We start from the raw sequence: 15,867 nt of genomic DNA on the forward strand, positions 1-15,867 counted from the left end.
AAAGGTAACGAACGATGGCCAATACTCAACTTGATACGTCAGTTTTCCACGGCATCATGCCCGCATTAATGACTCCTTGTAAGCCAGATCGCAGTCCTGATTTCGATGCCTTGGTGAAAAAGGGTAAGGAAATGATGGCGGCCGGCATGTCTGCCGTAGTGTATTGCGGTTCTATGGGCGATTGGCCTTTATTGACTGACACAGAACGTATGGAAGGGGTTGAACGTCTGGTCGCGGCTGGAGTGCCTGTGGTCGTCGGAACAGGAGCGATCAATACCAAGTCAGCGGTGACGCTTGCGGCTCATGCACAAAAAGTCGGCGCGGCAGGTTTAATGGTGATTCCTCGCGTCTTGTCCCGTGGTTCAGTCATTACCGCTCAACGCCATCATTTTAAAGCCATTTTGGCCGCCGCACCGGATGTACCTGCCATCATCTACAACAGCCCCGTGTACGGCTTTGCCACTCGTACTGATTTGTTTTTCTCTTTGCGTGCTGAGCATTCTAATTTAGTCGGCTTTAAGGAGTTTGGTGGCGCAGACGATTTACGCTACGCCGCTGAAAACATCACCTCACAAGACGATGATGTTCTCTTGATGGTAGGAGTGGATACGGCTGTGTTTCATGGTTTTGTAAACTGTGGCGCGGTTGGCGCTATTACCGGCATAGGCACCGCCTTACCGAAAGAAGTATTGCTGCTCGCAGATTTGTCTCGTAAAGCGGCACAAGGTGATACCAAAGCCCGCAAGCTTGCACAAGAGCTTGAACAAGCCTTTCACGTACTAGCCAGCTTTGATGAAGGTCCTGAACTGGTGCTATTTTTCAAATATTTGCTGGTACTGAACGGCGAACCAGAGTATCAATTACACTTTAATGAGACCGATGAGCTCAGTGATGCCCAGCGCCATTACTGTGAACAACAGTATGCTTTGTTCAAAGCATGGTTTGCGGATTGGTCTCAACAGAATGATGTACTTTCTATTATTCAAGCAACGAATACGCAGGTCACGGAATGCTAACCGTCATAGATAGTCACACAGAAGGGGAACCCACGCGCGTGGTCTTATCCGGTGGGCCAGACCTTGGTGAAGGAAGCTTGGCCGAAAAAGCCCAGCGTTTGGCCACAGAACATCAAGATTTCTATCGTTCTTTAGTGGTTGAACCTTATGGACAAGAAGCCATGGTGGGCGCGTTATTAGTAGAGCCCTCCGACCCAAGTTGCGTGACTGGCGTAATATATTTTGATGCGGCTGCGGTGATTGGCATGTGCGGTCACGGCACCATAGGCTTGGCTGCGACCTTAGCTCATTTAGGCCGTATTGGTATCGGTACCCATAAAATAGAGACGCCGGTCGGTATTGTTGAAATCACCCTCCAAGATAAAAATACGGTCACAGTACAAAATATTGAAAGTTACCGTTTTCAAAAAGCCGTGACATTAGATGTTGAAGGCGTTGGTCCGGTTACTGGGGATATCGCCTATGGAGGCAATTGGTTCTTCATTGTCGACGAAAGTCCTACTCCAGTGTTGCCCGACAACATCCGCACTCTAACCGAAGTGGGCATAAAAGTTCGAGAAAGTCTCTATGCCAATGGTATTGAAGGAGAGAACGGCGGCATCATTGACCACATTGTTTTTTATGGCCCAGCCGCTACCGAACACGGTCATAGTCGTAACTTTGTCCTCTGCCCAGACAATGCTTACGATCGTTCTCCCTGCGGCACGGGCAGTTCCGCACGGCTGGCTTGTTTGGCCGCGGATCAACGTTTAGCACCCAATGAAGACATTTACCAAGAAAGTATCATAGGAAGCGGTTACACCTTGAGTTACCAAACAGGTACTAGCCAAGGGAAAGTCATTCCATCCATCACAGGCCAAGCCTTTATCACCCGTGAAGCCAAGATGATGATTAATGCCAATGACCCTTTGCGTCACGGTGTCTCATGCTAACCCATCAAGAGCAGGACGCAGACGTAATCGTCATAGGCGCGGGCATAATCGGCATCAGTTGTGCCTTGCGCTTGCAACAAGCAGGCAAAAAGGTATTGGTGTTGGACACTAAAGGCGTTGCCGCCGAAACCTCAGCAGGGAATGCCGGTGCGTTTGCCTTTGCCGATGTGATTCCGTTAGCCACGCCAGGCATATTACGCAAAGCTCCGAAATGGCTACTCGATCCGCTAGGGCCGTTATCTATTCGCCCCGCTTATGTTCTCAAGTTGCTGCCTTGGTTATGGCGTTTTTGGCGCGCCAGCGGGCAAGACAAATACGCTGCGGCACTGGCTGCACAAGCCAATCTCATGAGTTTTTCCAAAGATGCCTTGGAGCGACAAATTCAATCCACCAAAGGGGAAATTCTCATTCGTCGAGAAGGCCAGCTGCAACTTTATGAAGGGGAAAAAGAGTTTCAAGCAACACTACCGAGTTGGCAAACACGCCAAGAACATGGTGTCGTGTTCGAATTGCTCGAATCCCCTGACGCCATTGCTCACATCCAACCCGGCATTCATCCTCGCTTTACTCACGCCGCTTATACTCCTGAATGGAAAAACGTGGTGGACCCCAAAGTCTGGACTGAGCATCTAGCGCAAGCTTTTGTTGCTTTGGGAGGTCAGATAGAAACCGCCTGTGTGGATCAGATTCGCCTGCTAGAAGAGGGTGTATCTTTGCTCAGTCAAGATCAACAACGTAAATCCAAGCAATTGGTCATTGCGGCAGGGGCTTGGTCAAAACCGTTAGCCGCGCAATTAGGTGATAGATTGCCTTTAGAGACCGAAAGAGGGTACAACACGACTTTGCCAGCCGGTTCATTCAAGCTGAGAACCCACCTGACTTTCAGCAATCATGGTTTTGTCGTCACCAAGGTTCAAGATAAGATTCGTGTTGGTGGCGCGGTGGAATTAGCGGGGTTAACGCTGGCACCGAATTATCAAAGAGCCCAGCATTTGTTAGATAAAGCCAAACGCTTCTTACCTGAGCTTGACCCTATTCAACGAGACAAGGCTTTAGCGCAACACAAATCAGCTCAACACACACCACCAGAACAATGGATGGGCTTTCGTCCGTCTATGCCAGACAGTTTACCTGTCATTGATTACGCCAGCCGAACTCGACAAGTGGTTTACGCCTTTGGCCACGGCCACTTGGGGCTCACCCAATCCGCAGGCACGGCAGAATTGGTTTGTGAATTGCTCCACAACCAAACCAACAGCATTGATTTATCACCCTATTCGGCAAAACGTTTTACGTGAAACACTCTCTGAATAAAAAGCCATGAACAGAAAACGATGAACCTAGCGTCATAAAACAACACAGCATTGGAGACATTATGAGCGAGCAAGTTACTCTAAGCTTAACTGAGGTCAAATCCCTAAGTAAGTCCATACTCACTCTGCATGGCTTTAATGACCATCATGCTGACGCCATCACAGAAATTATTTACACCAACCAACTTGGTGATTGCCACTCTCATGGTTTATTTCGCTTATTCATGTGTATTGAAAGCATTCGCTCAGGTCGAGTCAGTGGTACCGCTCAGCCTATCATTGAAGACGCAGGCCCAGCGATTGTAAGAGCCAATGCTCAAGAGGGCATTTCTCTTCTGGCCATGCAAGCGGCCATGCCAAGATTAATCGACAAAGCCAAACACAATGGCATCGCCGCCTTAGCGATCAATCGATGTTTTCACTTCTCAGCCCTGTGGCCGGAAGTCGAGATGCTCTCTGCTGCCGGACTGGCAGGCATGGCCATGTTACCCAGTCACGCCTGGGTCGCCCCGACCGGAGGAACGCGAGGATTACTTGGTACCAATCCTTTTGCCTTTAGCTGGCCACGAGACGGTCAGGCCCCTTTCACGTTTGACTTTGCCACCAGCCAATTCGCTCGAGGTGAAATCGAACTCTATCGACGAGCAGGTAAAGCCTTACCCGAAGGGGTTGCCATCGATAAAGACGGTCACCCCACCACGGATGCAGAAGCGGCAATGGAAGGCGCTATGTTGACCTTTGGCGGACACAAAGGATCCGCTCTTTCACTGATGATTGAACTGATGGCAGGGCCTTTGATTGATGATTTGACCAGTAAAGAGAGCATGGACTTCGCCGAAGGCAAACCAGAAGCGCCTTATCATGGGGAAATCATCATCGCCTTTGATCCTGATTTATTCAGTGGCGGCCAACGCGCCAGCAATCAACAAAGAGCAGAACGCTTATTTGCTGATGTACTGGATCAAGGAGCACGCTTGCCGTCGCAACGACGACAAGCGGCACAACAAAAGAACCTTGCCCGAAAGGCCGTCGATATTCCCAAAAGTTTGTATGACGACCTTATGAAGCTAAAAAATTAAGAAAAGGGGGAATACTCAACGTTCTAATCTAGATGTGTTAATTCAGCCGGCAATAACGCATCAGGAATATCTTGGTAGCAAACTGGGCGTAAAAAACGACGAATGGCCATGGTTCCCACAGAAGTGGCCCCAAAATTGGTCGACGCAGGGTAAGGACCGCCGTGTACCATGCTGTCACACACTTCTACGCCTGTAGGAAACGCGTTTGCCAATACTCGTCCTGCTTTTCTTTCCAAGATGGGCATTAAGCGCTGCGCACTGGGGTAATCTTCTTCATCCATATGTAAGGTACAGGTTAGTTGACCCTCTAATGATTGAGCTACAGCCAGCATGTCCGTTAAGTCTTTTGCCATGACGACAATACCCAATGGACCAAACACTTCTTCCGCTAGATCAGGATTAGTCAGCCAAGTTTCGGCATTAACTTTATATAAGTTTGGTGACGCCTGCCGTTCCAAGCTATCCGTACAATAGATAGGTTGTAATAGTTGCAACGCTTCAAGACGGGATTTACCTTGTCGATATCCCTCGGCAATGGCATCCGTCAACATAGTTTGACTGGATACTGTCTTTAATTCTTGCGCGATAGAAGACACAAACTCGTCACTCTTTGTGTCTTCTAGCATTACGGCAATACCAGGATTTGTACAAAATTGCCCCGCCCCCATGGTCAGTGAAGCCGCCCAACCTTGAGCCAATGATTTACCTCGATCTGCCACGGCGTGCGGTAAGAAGAACATAGGATTAATCGATCCCAATTCCCCGAAAAAAGGGATGGGGTCTGGACGCTGCACGCAGAGATCAAACAAAGCCCGTCCAGCACGTAATGATCCAGTAAAACCTACAGCCTTTATCATAGGGTGCTGAACTAGGCTCTGACCAACCACATACGACTCACCGCTGTCTTGCAACAAGCTGAATACACCCATTGGCATATCACATCGTACTATGGCAGCGAGAATGGCTTCCGCAACGATCTCTGCTGTACCTGGGTGAGCCGGATGACCTTTCACCACCACAGGACATCCCGCCGCCAACGCAGAAGCAGTATCACCACCAGCTGTAGAGAAAGCTAAAGGAAAGTTGGACGCCCCAAATACCGCAACAGGGCCGATTGGGCGTTGTATCATTTTTAAGTCAGCTCTGGGTAATGGTTGTCGGTCAGGAAGCGCTTTATCATGACGACGATCCAAATATTCCCCAGTCAAAATATGGTCAGCAAATAAACGTAATTGCCCGCAGGTACGTCCTCGTTCGCCAATCAAACGGGCGTCCGGCAGACCGGTTTCGGCTGCTGCGATGTGAGTAATCTCATCGCCTCGAACTTCAATTTCATCTGCAATGGCACGTAAGAAATTTGCTCGCTGTTGACGACTGGAATGACAATACTCATTAAACGCCTGCTCTGCGGCTTGAACCGCCTGCTCGACTAATTCAACATCGGCACTGTAGAAAGAAAACGCTTCGCCGGTTAGCACTCTAGACTGAAATACCTGCGATGAGGAATGCCACTGACCAGCAATAAGATGTTTTCCGTGAGGTGAATACGTCATAAAGCGAGCTCCATTTTGTTGTCTATTACCTTTTTTATTGTCTGTCGTGCAGACTCATTGAGCATCACACACTAAGTTTCAGACAAGACAATATGTATTTTGTATCCAATTCATTCTCAAGGATTGTTACATAAGAAACAAGCGGTAATTAATGTAAAAAAGCCCATACGCTGTTTGCGGACGGGCTTTAAAAAGTAAAGAGGGCGGTTTAAAAAGCTAAGAAGCAGAAATCTGTTCTTTCTGCTGTCTATGCTCAGCAATCCAGGCAATGACTTGTTGCTTAGTATTCACTAAATGAGCACGTAATAGACGGGTTCCGGCCTCAACATCACCTCGCTTTGCACATTCCAAGAGCGCGTAATGATCCTGACTGGCGTGATCTCGATTATTGAGTTTTCCAATGTGCATACTGACATAGCGATTGGCTTGCAAGGTCACTCGCTGAAGGACTTGCTCCGTTAAATGGCGTCCAGCGGCTTCGTATAGTTTGCTATGGTAGTCAGAATTTAATGGCCCCCAATCCGCAACGTTACCTGTTAGGTAAGACGCATCCATTTGCTTGAGTATGTCTTCACAGGCGGCAAATTGTGCTGCTGTCATATTGGGAATAGCACGGGCAAATAAATCTATTTCGAGCAAAATGCGAATGTCAAAGATTTCTGCAATTTCATCTAAAGAGTGCTTGGTTACCGTTGCGCCACGATTATTTTTGAATACCAACAGACCTTCGGCGTCGAGTCGCTTTAATGCCTCTCGGATCGGCATGCGTGAGACATCGTATTCCTCGGCCAGCAATTCTTGACGGATCAGAGCGCCTTCTTCTAATTCCCCCGAGAGAATTCGCTGACGTAAATCTGCCACTATGACATCCGGTAGACTTTGACGTACCACCGCTCTTTTTTGAGCCAAATTCATTACCTCATCATTTCCATTCTAGTCGTTCGATTTCGGCAAACAGAGCCCTAATCTCATTTTGACCATATCAACGCTCGGCATAGTATAGCAAAGCTAGGCAAGCCGCTGGTATGACCATCTTACTATGAATGCTCATCAAGCTTATCAAGTGTGATACCAGAGCAATACCTCCTGATGAGTATTATGTTTGAACATCATCAAACAAAGCATTGATAGCTTCTCATTTTTCAACGCTTTGCCTTTGCCTACTATCGATAATCACAAATAGTTAATGATCATTGCCAGTACCGCTTTTTGTTACAATTAATTAGGTACTGAATTTTTTCTCCACAGCCAAGTCTGGAGCCTATTATGAATGTCACACTTTCTCAGCCTGAATTGTTGAAAAGCCACTCTTATGTTGGTGGTAAATGGATTGCGGCCAAGTCGGGTAACACTTTTGCGATTACAAACCCAGCCAACGGTGAGCACATTATTGAAGTCGCTGACCTTGGTGCAGAGGAAACCACTCAAGCCGTTGAAGCGGCTGAGAAAGCACAAAAAGCATGGCAAGCACTAACCGCCAAAGAGCGCGCTACCTTATTACGTCGTTGGAATCAACTGATTCTGGATAATCAAGATGATTTAGCCAAGTTGATGACCCTAGAACAAGGTAAACCTTTTGCAGAAGCCAAAGGGGAAGTGGCGTACGGTGCTTCTTTTATTGATTGGTTTGCTGACGAAGCTCGTCGCTTATACGGTGATGTGATTCCGACCTTCGCTAGCGATCGTCGCGTATTAACAATTAAACAAGGTATCGGTGTGGTTGCAGCGATTACACCTTGGAACTTTCCTATTGCCATGATTACTCGTAAAGCCGGTCCAGCATTAGCGGCCGGTTGTACCATTGTCATCAAACCTTCGGACGAAACACCTTTGTGTGCCCTTGCCTTGGCAGAGTTGGCTCATCAAGCGGGTATTCCAGCGGGTGTATTGAACGTAGTGGTGGGTAAAAACGCTAAAGACATTGGCAGCGTACTGACCGGCAACCCAATTGTGCGTAAATTAAGTTTCACAGGTTCAACACCAGTCGGCAAGTTGTTGCTGTCACAATGTGCGCAAACCGTGAAACGTACTTCCATGGAATTAGGTGGTAACGCGCCTTTCATCGTGTTTGATGATGCAGATCTTGACGCCGCTGTAGAAGGCGCCATCAATTCTAAATACCGTAATGCTGGTCAAACCTGTGTATGCGCTAACCGTATTCTTGTTCAAGAAGGCGTTTACGATGCTTTCGCAGAAAAACTAGCACAGCGCGTTTCCAGCTTTAAAACCGGTGATGGCTTCGCCGAAGGCGTCAACATTGGCCCTCTTATTAATGGTGCGGCGGTAAACAAGGTAGAGCAGTTGGTTGAAGATGCTGTCACGAAAGGTGCCAGAGCGTTGATTGGTGGTTCCGTAGCACAAGCTGCAGGGGCGCAATTCTTTGAACCAACCGTCTTGACGGGCGTGACCGAAGACATGGACATTTTCTCTAATGAAATTTTTGGTCCAGTTGCGCCATTGTTTAAGTTCAAGACGGAAGAAGAAGCCGTTGCCATGGCAAACAATACCCCATTTGGCTTGGCTTCTTATTTCTATTCCCAAAACTTAGGTCGAATCTGGCGTGTTTCTGAAGCTTTAGAATACGGCATGGTGGGCATCAATGAAGGTTTAATTTCCAGTGAAGTTGCGCCATTCGGTGGTGTAAAAGAGTCTGGTAGCGGTCGCGAAGGTTCTAAGTATGGCATCGATGAATACGTTGAAACTAAGTATTTATGCATGGGTGGTTTAGCTTAAACCCTCTCTCGTTTGTTTGCTGGGTGATAACGGTCATCCATTTTAGACTTTAAGGCAAAGCCAGTGCGACATTACTGGCTTTCATAACTAAGGTAGTACACATGAAAAACGCTGATTTACAAAAACGCAAAGAAGTAGCCATTGCACGTGGCCAAGGAAACATGGCACCAGTCTATGTTGACCGAGCGGTAAACGCTGAAATTTGGGATGTTGAAGGCAAACGCCACATTGATTTTGGTGCTGGTATTGCCGTAGTCAATACGGGTCACAATCACCCAAAAGTAAAGGCCGCTGTGCAAGCACAGCTAGAGCGCTTCACACATACTTGCGTTATGGTTAGCCCTTATGAATCTGCTGTTGAGTTGGCCGAAAAGCTAAACGCAGCAGCGCCTGGTAATACGCCGAAGAAATCCATCTTTGTAACCACAGGTGCTGAAGCCGTAGAAAACTGTGTGAAGATTGCTCGTGCTCATACTGGCCGTCCGGGTATTATCGCGTTCAATGGTGGCTTCCACGGTCGTACCAATATGACCATGGGCCTAACAGGTAAAGTGAACCCTTATAAAATTGGTTTCGGTCCATTCCCTAGCGATATCTTCCACGTGCCTTATCCAAATGACTACTTAGGCATCACTGAAGAGCAAGCACTTGCTGACCTGCAAATGCGCTTCACTTGTGACATCGAACCTTCTCGCGTAGCTGCCATTATCATTGAGCCAGTGCAAGGTGAAGGCGGTTTCTATATGGCGTCAGCCAGCTTCCTACAGAAGCTTCGTGCGCTATGTGACGAACACGGTATTTTGTTAATACTTGACGAAATCCAAGCCGGTTTTGCTCGTACAGGAACTATGTTCTGCCACGAACAAGCCGGTATCGAAGCGGATCTGATGACGGCAGCAAAAGGCATCGCAGGCGGTTTCCCAATTGCGGCGGTAGTGGGTAAAGCGGATATCATGGACGCACCCATTCCTGGTGGTTTGGGCGGCACTTACGGAGGCTCTCCAGTAGGTTGTGCGGCTGGCCTTGCAGTATTTGACGTAATTGAAGAAGAGAAGCTGTGCGAGCGTGCCGTGCAAGTAGGTGATCACTTTGTCAAACACCTAACTGAAATGCAGCAAGCCTACCCGAACATCATTGGTGATGTGCGTAATGCAGGCGCTATGATCGCGGTAGAGTTCGTTCACGATGGCGATGTAAACAAGCCATACCCAGAGTTAGCGAAAAAATTGTCAGCGAAAGCTGCTGAAAACGGTTTGGTTCTTCTGTCTTGTGGTATTCGTGGTAACGTCATTCGTTTCCTACCAGCGTTGACTATCGAAATGAACATCATCGACGAAGGTATGGACATCTTCAAACGCTGCTTTAAAGAACTTATCTAAAGACTTCCGTTCAACTTATTGCATTCCATGTTGTGAGTAGAGCAAGCCACTTCTTAGGAAGTGGCTTTTTTATGTCGTGGCGATATTCTCAATGATCATGCTTATCAAAGGAATCATAAGGAGGTAGTCCTAAGTCTTTTCTTAAATACTCTGGCAAATTACGGCTCTCTAAATGCACTTCTCGTAATTCTTCACGCCTTTTCCTTTCTTCTCTTTTTTCTTTCAACTTATTGTTTAATAGTAATATTTTTTGATTTAACCACAATAATAGTACCCACATACTCTCACCTCCTATTGAATTATCACTTTATTCTGGAGGCAAAAGCGGGTAAAAACGAACGTTATATTCTTACGGGAAAGATTAGAAAATCTTATGGATTAAGGCCTATGAATCATAGAGTGACCCATCTTAAAGCCAGTCATTATTTCTCCGTTGCCAGTCAGACCCTAAGTTACACCAAAGCCGCGGAGCAACTGAATGTTTCACAGGCCGCAGTCAGTCAACAAATTCGCTTACTGGAAGAATACCTAGGCGTACCGCTATTTTATCGTTCGGGACGTGACATGCGGCTAACCGTACAAGGTAAAGAGTTGGCGAGTCATCTCACACAAGCTTTCGAACACATTAGTCAAGGATTAGAAAGCGTCAAACTCGAGCCAGTGGAAGGAACCTTGCTCGTCTCGGGGTTACAAAGCTATGTGTCTCTATGGCTAATGCCAAGACTGTGGCGTTTCTCAGATCTTCAAAAAGATATTACAGTAAAACTCTTCTCAGCAGACGAACGAATAGACATACATGCGGGCAAAATAGACGTCGGTATTGATGATAATAAACATTTAATAGTCGATAGAGAAGACACGGTAAAGCGGACACTTATATCGTCTGACATTATTCCTGTTTGCTCTCCATCATTAGCGGACAGAATTGGCCTATTTCAACCTACTGATTTATTAAAGTGTTGGATGATTCAGGTAGATGATTCATCTTATCAGTGGAAAGCTTGGTTTGAAGAACTGGAAATTTGCCCTATCAGAAACAAGAGCATTCTTTGGGCGGAAGTGAATTCTTGGTACATGGGGATCAGCGCCGTAAAAGCTGGCCACGGCGTCTTTTTATGTCCGAAGTTTATGGTCCAAAAAGAGCTTGATGAAGGAACACTCGTCCAACCCCACCCAAAAACATTGAATGAAAAGATCGAGTTTTATGCTTATTACGCGAAGAGCTCCCCACGCAGAGCTCGAATTGAAGCTTTTGTCGATTGGTTAAGAGAGGAAAGTAGCGGGCAGGGTGAGAGCATCCTTAAAACAAACACTCATCAACCGCTGCCTTGGCCATAATAACAAGGCTAAGACTCTATTCGCCTTTCAAGACATATTTCTTCAGAGCAAATTCAACACCACGGATTTCAGCTAAGCCCTTCATTCGACCAAGAGCTGAGTAACCGGGTTTAGCGTCACGGCGTAAATCATCCATAATCTGATGACCATGATCCGGGCGCAATGGAATACCTTTGTCTATGCCAGCTTGTTGGCGACGTTGCTCTTCTTTCAATAACACCAGAATCACATCCGAAATGTCTGTATTCCCTTCTAAATGCGCTGCTTCATGAAAACTTCCCCACGTCTCTTCTCGTTGAGTCGAGCGCAAGTGAGTAAAGTAAATTCGATCTGCAAAGGTGGTCGCCATGTCGCACAAGTCGTTATCTTCGCGCACACCATAGGATCCGGTGCAGAAAGTAATGCCATTGGCTGATGAAGGGATTCGCTCAACTAACCATTCAACATCTTGCTTGGTCGAAACAATTCGAGGCAAACCTAAAATTGGACGCGGTGGATCATCAGGGTGAACGGCTAAACTAACACCACAAGATTCCGCTATTGGTACAATATGTTCTAAAAAGTAGGCGAAATTCTCTCTTAATACGTCTTTATCAATATCATCGTATGCCGCTAATGCAGCACGAAAGTTATCTAATGAATAGCTTTCTTCGGCGCCGGGAAGTCCTGCCAATATGGTATTTATTAACTGCTCTTTTTTCTCGTCACTGAGTGCTAAGAAATAAGTTTGAGCTGCGGCTATTTCTGTCTTACTGTAACTTTTTTCGCTATTTGGTCGCTGTAAAATGAATAGATCAAACGCCGCAAAAGCGGTTTGATCAAAACGCAAGGCTCGGGAACCGTCTGGTAAGGCATAAGTAAGATCCGTTCGAGTCCAATCAAGCACCGGCATAAAGTTATAGCACACGGTTTGAATGCCACAGGCTGCAAGGTTTTGAATGCTCTTACCGTAGTTTTCAATGTACTTTTGGTACTCACCCGTACGTTGCTTAATATCTTCATGAACGGGAATACTTTCCACAACGGACCAACGCAGACCCGCTGCTTCAATCTTATCTTTCACCGCTTGGATGGCCGTAACGGGCCACACTTCACCATTGGGTATGTCATGTAATGCTGTAACAATGCCAGTTGCACCGGCTTGACGAATATCTTGTAAGGTTATGGAGTCATTTACTCCAAACCAACGCCATGTATGTTCCATAATAAATTCTCTTACTTATCTTTATTCTGAAAAGCGCTACGCATCAGGCTCTGTACTTTTGTACCAGCTAATAAGCCATCTGCTACACTCGCTAGACGAGTCAGTAACGCTTGGTCCTGAGCCAAGGTCGCGGGAAAGATATCCTTACGCTGCAACAAAGCAGGAATCAGACGCCTCCCATCATTTCGATGACGGCGCACTAATGCGAATAACTCCGTTTCAAGTGGATCATTGATACTTTGTTGATTCTGTTCGGCATGACAAAGAAAGGTGATCCAGCCAGCAATACCAAGCTCTATCGCTGGTACCTTAAGGTGTTTTCCCTGTAATTCGGTTAAACCACTTAACCAACGTTGCGGCAGTTTTTGACTACCATCCATCGCAATTTGTTTAAGCTGATGCTGCAGGCTGTCGTTTTCAAAACGAGATAATAACTGTTGGCAATACGTTGCTAGTTCCGAATGCTTAAAACTAGGTAATGTCGGTGCGACTTCTTGCATCATATAATGCTCAAGGAAGGCTCGAATATCCTTGTCTTGCATGGCATCTGCGACCGTTTTGAAGCCTGCGATAGTACCCAAATAAGCCAATAATGAATGACTGCCATTGAGCATTCTCAGCTTCATCATTTCATAACTAGACACGTCTTCAACCATTTGCACACCAGCTGATTCCCATTGTGGACGACCCGCAGGGAAATGATCTTCCACTACCCATTGGCTAAATTGTTCGCACTTCACCACGGTAGGCTCACTGATGCCAGTGTCCACTTTTATCATCGCAAGGTCTTGATCAGAAACAGCAGGAACAATGCGATCTACCATGGAATTTGGAAACGCGACGTTTTGTTCAATCCATTGGGCAAATTCATCATCTTGTACTTTAGCTAGCGCCACGACCGCACCTTTGGCTCGAAGACCGTTATGAGGCATATTGTCACAAGACAGCACAGTAAAGGCTGCAAGGCCTTGCGCACGGCGCTGTTTCAATGCTTGAAGAATCAGGCCCAAAGCCGTTTTAGGTTGCGATGGATATGCCATATCATGTTGAATTTCTTGCGCATCTAATAACAACTCGCCCGTGGATGGCGCTAAGTAATAGCCTTTTTCCGTAATTGTTAAGGTGACAATCTTGGTAGCAGGCACTGTCATTTTTGACAGTAGCGCTTCTCTTCCTTCATCAGAACCACAGAAAAATGTGTTTTTAATCGCTTTAATTTCTCTTAGATTAGCGTTGCTCGTATCCGCATATTCCACCACATGATAACGATGCCCAGCCGCCTGCATCTGCTCAACCAACTTATGATTAGATCGAATGTTGGCACTGGCGATCATCCAATCACCACCATGAAGTGCAAGTGTTTGCTCTAGATACACAGCTTGGTGAGCACGATGAAATGCACCTAAACCAATGTGAACGATGCCAACATCATGCAAGCTTGGTTCAATTTGGCTATTTATACGTTGAATATTTGTCATGAAATCACCCAATTAACCCAGCAAAGAAGGCAGCCACAATGAGATAGCCGGAACATAAGAAACCAGTAAAAGCACAACAAGGTTACAGAGTAAGAAAGGCCAAATCGCTTTTACAATGGTAGTCATTGGCAACTCACTGATCCCTGCCGCGACAAATAAACACACCCCAACAGGCGGTGTTGTTAAGCCGATAATCAGGTTCAAGACAGCCATCACACCAAAGTGAATGGGATCCATACCAATGCCTTCAGCTACTTTTAGTAAAGTAGGAAAAAGAATAATCAATGCTGCGATGGTTTCCATAAAACCACCGACAATCAACAACACGATATTGATGATTAGGATCACTACCAATGGGTTCTCACTAATGCTAAATATCGCACTCGCTAGCATTTGTGGAATTTGCTCGCTAGTCAGAATCCAACCAAATAAGTTCGCCATGCCCACCAACAATAACAAGCTAGTTGAGCTAAGCACGGTGTCTACTAACAACTTTGGTAAGTTCTTCCAAGTCAGGCCTTTATATACAAACATCCCGACCACAAAAGCATATAGGCTTGCCATAATAGACGCTTCGGTTGGCGTGAATAGGCCGCCAATAATCCCGTACAGGATGATAAAGGTCATCAACAGAGCCCAAAAAGCCCCTTTCCCCACGACGTAAATTTCTTTTAGCGTTGCACGTTTTTCACGAGGATATTGGCGTTTCACCGCAATAATATATGCCGTTACCATCATCGCCAGCCCTAGCATTAGACCTGGTACAACACCGGCTAAGAACATCTTGCCAACGGAAATACCACTTAAAGAACCAACAATAATCATTGGTACACTAGGTGGAATAATCGGGCCAATGGTTGATGACGCCGCGGTTACGGCTGCAGCAAAGGGTTTGTCGTAACCACTTCGAGCCATCCCTGGAATCATTACAGCACCAATGCTCGCTGTGTCCGCCACAGCAGTACCGGAAATGCCGCCAAAGATCATTGAGCCGCCAACATTCGCCAGTCCGAGACCACCACGAATATGGCCTAACAAGGCATTGCTGAAACGAATAATATAATCCGTAATATTGCCGACATTCATTAAATTCCCCGCCAAAATAAAGCCGGGAATACAGAGTAAAACAAAGGAATCCATGCCAGCGTACAAACGCTGAGGCACTATGGTTAGCGGAATACCCGCCATCGTTAAATAAGTAAGCGAGGCAATACCTAAGCAAAACACAATAGGCACGCCAACAAACAACAACAGAAAGAATACGAGAAACAGTAAAATGACTTCCATTATGAAGCTACTCCTTGGTCATCACGCTGAAGCAGAACAAGCAGCACACTAATAAAGCTATAAAAGGCCGTTAACGCGAAGAAAAAAGTCACGGATAGGAATGCCCAGTACATAGGAACCTCTAAAGCTGGAGAGGTCTGCCAGCGTCCTATTTGAGCGTATTTAATAGCATAAGGCAGGATATAAATAGCAAAACTACCAGCCAAAAGGTGACAGAAAATCTGATAAAATTTTGTCCAAAATCGATTCAAAGCGCCTTGAAATAACTCCAAACGCACATGACGGTTATGTCGAATCACCAATCCTGAGCCCATAACAATAAGATAAACAAATAAATATCGAGACAGCTCTTCTGTCCAAATAGGGGAACTGGGCAACAAGAAGCGTGAAACAACTTGCAAGATGACCACAGCAGCAATCGCTAATAGAGCCGACACAGCCAATACAGAAAATACCCAATCAATAATATGCAGCAACCACTGGATACTCTTTTCCAGCTTGCTCACAAAACCTCTTGGGCTATTGGTTTGAGATGAGCTACTCATCGTATTTCTC

At 46.3% G+C, this 15,867-nt stretch carries 14 protein-coding genes; 7 read left to right on the forward strand and 7 right to left on the reverse strand.

Going from position 1 to position 15,867, the window contains the following annotated elements:
• Positions 1-14: 14 nt before the first annotated feature.
• The 4 genes from ACHUFM_RS06005 (at position 15) to ACHUFM_RS06020 (ending at position 4,340) form a co-directional block, all read left to right on the forward strand.
• Positions 15-1,016 (forward strand): dihydrodipicolinate synthase family protein, encoded by a 1,002-nt coding sequence (locus ACHUFM_RS06005; RefSeq protein WP_394180536.1) that lies wholly within the window; start codon positions 15-17, stop codon positions 1,014-1,016.
• On the forward strand, positions 1,010-1,948 hold the full coding sequence (locus ACHUFM_RS06010) for a 4-hydroxyproline epimerase (protein WP_394180538.1): 939 nt from the start codon (positions 1,010-1,012) through the stop codon (positions 1,946-1,948). The genes ACHUFM_RS06005 and ACHUFM_RS06010 overlap by 7 nt, the downstream gene beginning before the upstream one ends.
• On the forward strand, positions 1,942-3,246 hold the full coding sequence (locus ACHUFM_RS06015; protein ID WP_394180540.1) for an NAD(P)/FAD-dependent oxidoreductase: 1,305 nt from the start codon (positions 1,942-1,944) through the stop codon (positions 3,244-3,246). Before ACHUFM_RS06010 ends, ACHUFM_RS06015 begins: the two co-directional genes overlap by 7 nt.
• Before the next feature lie 77 nt (positions 3,247-3,323).
• The gene (locus ACHUFM_RS06020; protein WP_394180542.1) at positions 3,324-4,340 is read left to right on the forward strand and encodes an Ldh family oxidoreductase; all 1,017 of its coding nucleotides are present in this window, start codon (positions 3,324-3,326) and stop codon (positions 4,338-4,340) included.
• Between the two features lie 23 nt (positions 4,341-4,363).
• Here the strand turns inward: ACHUFM_RS06020 and ACHUFM_RS06025 are convergent, their stop codons facing one another.
• Entirely contained in the window at positions 4,364-5,893 is a 1,530-nt protein-coding gene (locus ACHUFM_RS06025; RefSeq protein ID WP_394180544.1) for an aldehyde dehydrogenase (NADP(+)), read from the reverse strand.
• A gap of 216 nt (positions 5,894-6,109) precedes the next feature.
• On the reverse strand, positions 6,110-6,808 hold the full coding sequence (locus tag ACHUFM_RS06030) for a GntR family transcriptional regulator (RefSeq protein ID WP_394180546.1): 699 nt from the start codon (positions 6,806-6,808) through the stop codon (positions 6,110-6,112).
• Positions 6,809-7,159: 351 nt separating this feature from the next.
• Between ACHUFM_RS06030 and ACHUFM_RS06035 the strand changes: the two genes are divergently transcribed.
• Both ACHUFM_RS06035 and gabT read left to right on the forward strand, forming a co-directional pair.
• Positions 7,160-8,626, forward strand: a complete 1,467-nt coding sequence (locus ACHUFM_RS06035) for an NAD-dependent succinate-semialdehyde dehydrogenase (RefSeq protein WP_394180548.1) — start codon at positions 7,160-7,162, stop codon at positions 8,624-8,626.
• A 101-nt stretch (positions 8,627-8,727) separates the two neighbouring features.
• Positions 8,728-10,005, forward strand: coding sequence for a 4-aminobutyrate--2-oxoglutarate transaminase (gabT, locus tag ACHUFM_RS06040; RefSeq protein ID WP_394180550.1), 1,278 nt, complete (start codon positions 8,728-8,730; stop codon positions 10,003-10,005).
• A gap of 88 nt (positions 10,006-10,093) precedes the next feature.
• Here gabT and ACHUFM_RS06045 read toward each other — a convergent pair whose 3' ends face one another.
• Positions 10,094-10,285, reverse strand: a complete 192-nt coding sequence (locus ACHUFM_RS06045) for a hypothetical protein (RefSeq protein ID WP_394180552.1) — start codon at positions 10,283-10,285, stop codon at positions 10,094-10,096.
• 107 nt (positions 10,286-10,392) lie between these two features.
• On the opposite strand from ACHUFM_RS06045, the gene ACHUFM_RS06050 reads away from it, so the two are divergent.
• Positions 10,393-11,343, forward strand: a complete 951-nt coding sequence (locus ACHUFM_RS06050; RefSeq protein ID WP_394180554.1) for a LysR substrate-binding domain-containing protein — start codon at positions 10,393-10,395, stop codon at positions 11,341-11,343.
• A gap of 16 nt (positions 11,344-11,359) precedes the next feature.
• On the opposite strand, the gene uxuA is transcribed toward ACHUFM_RS06050, so the two are convergent.
• Genes uxuA through ACHUFM_RS06070 form a run of 4 tightly spaced genes read right to left on the reverse strand, consistent with a single transcriptional unit; the run spans position 11,360 to position 15,857 of the window.
• On the reverse strand, positions 11,360-12,547 hold the full coding sequence (uxuA, locus tag ACHUFM_RS06055) for a mannonate dehydratase (protein WP_394180556.1): 1,188 nt from the start codon (positions 12,545-12,547) through the stop codon (positions 11,360-11,362).
• 11 nt (positions 12,548-12,558) lie between these two features.
• Positions 12,559-14,025: a mannitol dehydrogenase family protein gene (locus tag ACHUFM_RS06060; RefSeq protein ID WP_394180558.1), complete on the reverse strand. Its 1,467-nt coding sequence runs from the start codon at positions 14,023-14,025 to the stop codon at positions 12,559-12,561.
• A gap of 12 nt (positions 14,026-14,037) precedes the next feature.
• Positions 14,038-15,312: a TRAP transporter large permease gene (locus tag ACHUFM_RS06065; protein ID WP_394180560.1), complete on the reverse strand. Its 1,275-nt coding sequence runs from the start codon at positions 15,310-15,312 to the stop codon at positions 14,038-14,040.
• Positions 15,312-15,857: a TRAP transporter small permease gene (locus ACHUFM_RS06070; RefSeq protein WP_394180562.1), complete on the reverse strand. Its 546-nt coding sequence runs from the start codon at positions 15,855-15,857 to the stop codon at positions 15,312-15,314. Before ACHUFM_RS06070 ends, ACHUFM_RS06065 begins: the two co-directional genes overlap by 1 nt.
• Between the last annotated feature and the right edge of the window lie 10 nt (positions 15,858-15,867).

The organism is Marinomonas posidonica (assembly GCF_043643765.1).
GTDB classification, from domain to species: Bacteria; Pseudomonadota; Gammaproteobacteria; order Pseudomonadales; family Marinomonadaceae; genus Marinomonas; species Marinomonas posidonica_A.

Excerpts from the sequence above, each read along its gene's own strand:
- ACHUFM_RS06005 (WP_394180536.1), top strand. The coding sequence starts at position 15 with ATGGCCAATACTCAACTTGATACGTCAGTTTTCCACGGCATCATGCCC.
- ACHUFM_RS06010 (WP_394180538.1), top strand. The coding sequence starts at position 1,010 with ATGCTAACCGTCATAGATAGTCACACAGAAGGGGAACCCACGCGCGTG.
- ACHUFM_RS06015 (WP_394180540.1), top strand. The coding sequence starts at position 1,942 with ATGCTAACCCATCAAGAGCAGGACGCAGACGTAATCGTCATAGGCGCG.
- ACHUFM_RS06020 (WP_394180542.1), top strand. The coding sequence starts at position 3,324 with ATGAGCGAGCAAGTTACTCTAAGCTTAACTGAGGTCAAATCCCTAAGT.
- ACHUFM_RS06025 (WP_394180544.1), bottom strand. The coding sequence starts at position 5,893 with ATGACGTATTCACCTCACGGAAAACATCTTATTGCTGGTCAGTGGCAT.
- ACHUFM_RS06030 (WP_394180546.1), bottom strand. The coding sequence starts at position 6,808 with ATGAATTTGGCTCAAAAAAGAGCGGTGGTACGTCAAAGTCTACCGGAT.
- ACHUFM_RS06035 (WP_394180548.1), top strand. The coding sequence starts at position 7,160 with ATGAATGTCACACTTTCTCAGCCTGAATTGTTGAAAAGCCACTCTTAT.
- gabT (WP_394180550.1), top strand. The coding sequence starts at position 8,728 with ATGAAAAACGCTGATTTACAAAAACGCAAAGAAGTAGCCATTGCACGT.
- ACHUFM_RS06045 (WP_394180552.1), bottom strand. The coding sequence starts at position 10,285 with ATGTGGGTACTATTATTGTGGTTAAATCAAAAAATATTACTATTAAAC.
- ACHUFM_RS06050 (WP_394180554.1), top strand. The coding sequence starts at position 10,393 with ATGAATCATAGAGTGACCCATCTTAAAGCCAGTCATTATTTCTCCGTT.
- uxuA (WP_394180556.1), bottom strand. The coding sequence starts at position 12,547 with ATGGAACATACATGGCGTTGGTTTGGAGTAAATGACTCCATAACCTTA.
- ACHUFM_RS06060 (WP_394180558.1), bottom strand. The coding sequence starts at position 14,025 with ATGACAAATATTCAACGTATAAATAGCCAAATTGAACCAAGCTTGCAT.
- ACHUFM_RS06065 (WP_394180560.1), bottom strand. The coding sequence starts at position 15,312 with ATGGAAGTCATTTTACTGTTTCTCGTATTCTTTCTGTTGTTGTTTGTT.
- ACHUFM_RS06070 (WP_394180562.1), bottom strand. The coding sequence starts at position 15,857 with ATGAGTAGCTCATCTCAAACCAATAGCCCAAGAGGTTTTGTGAGCAAG.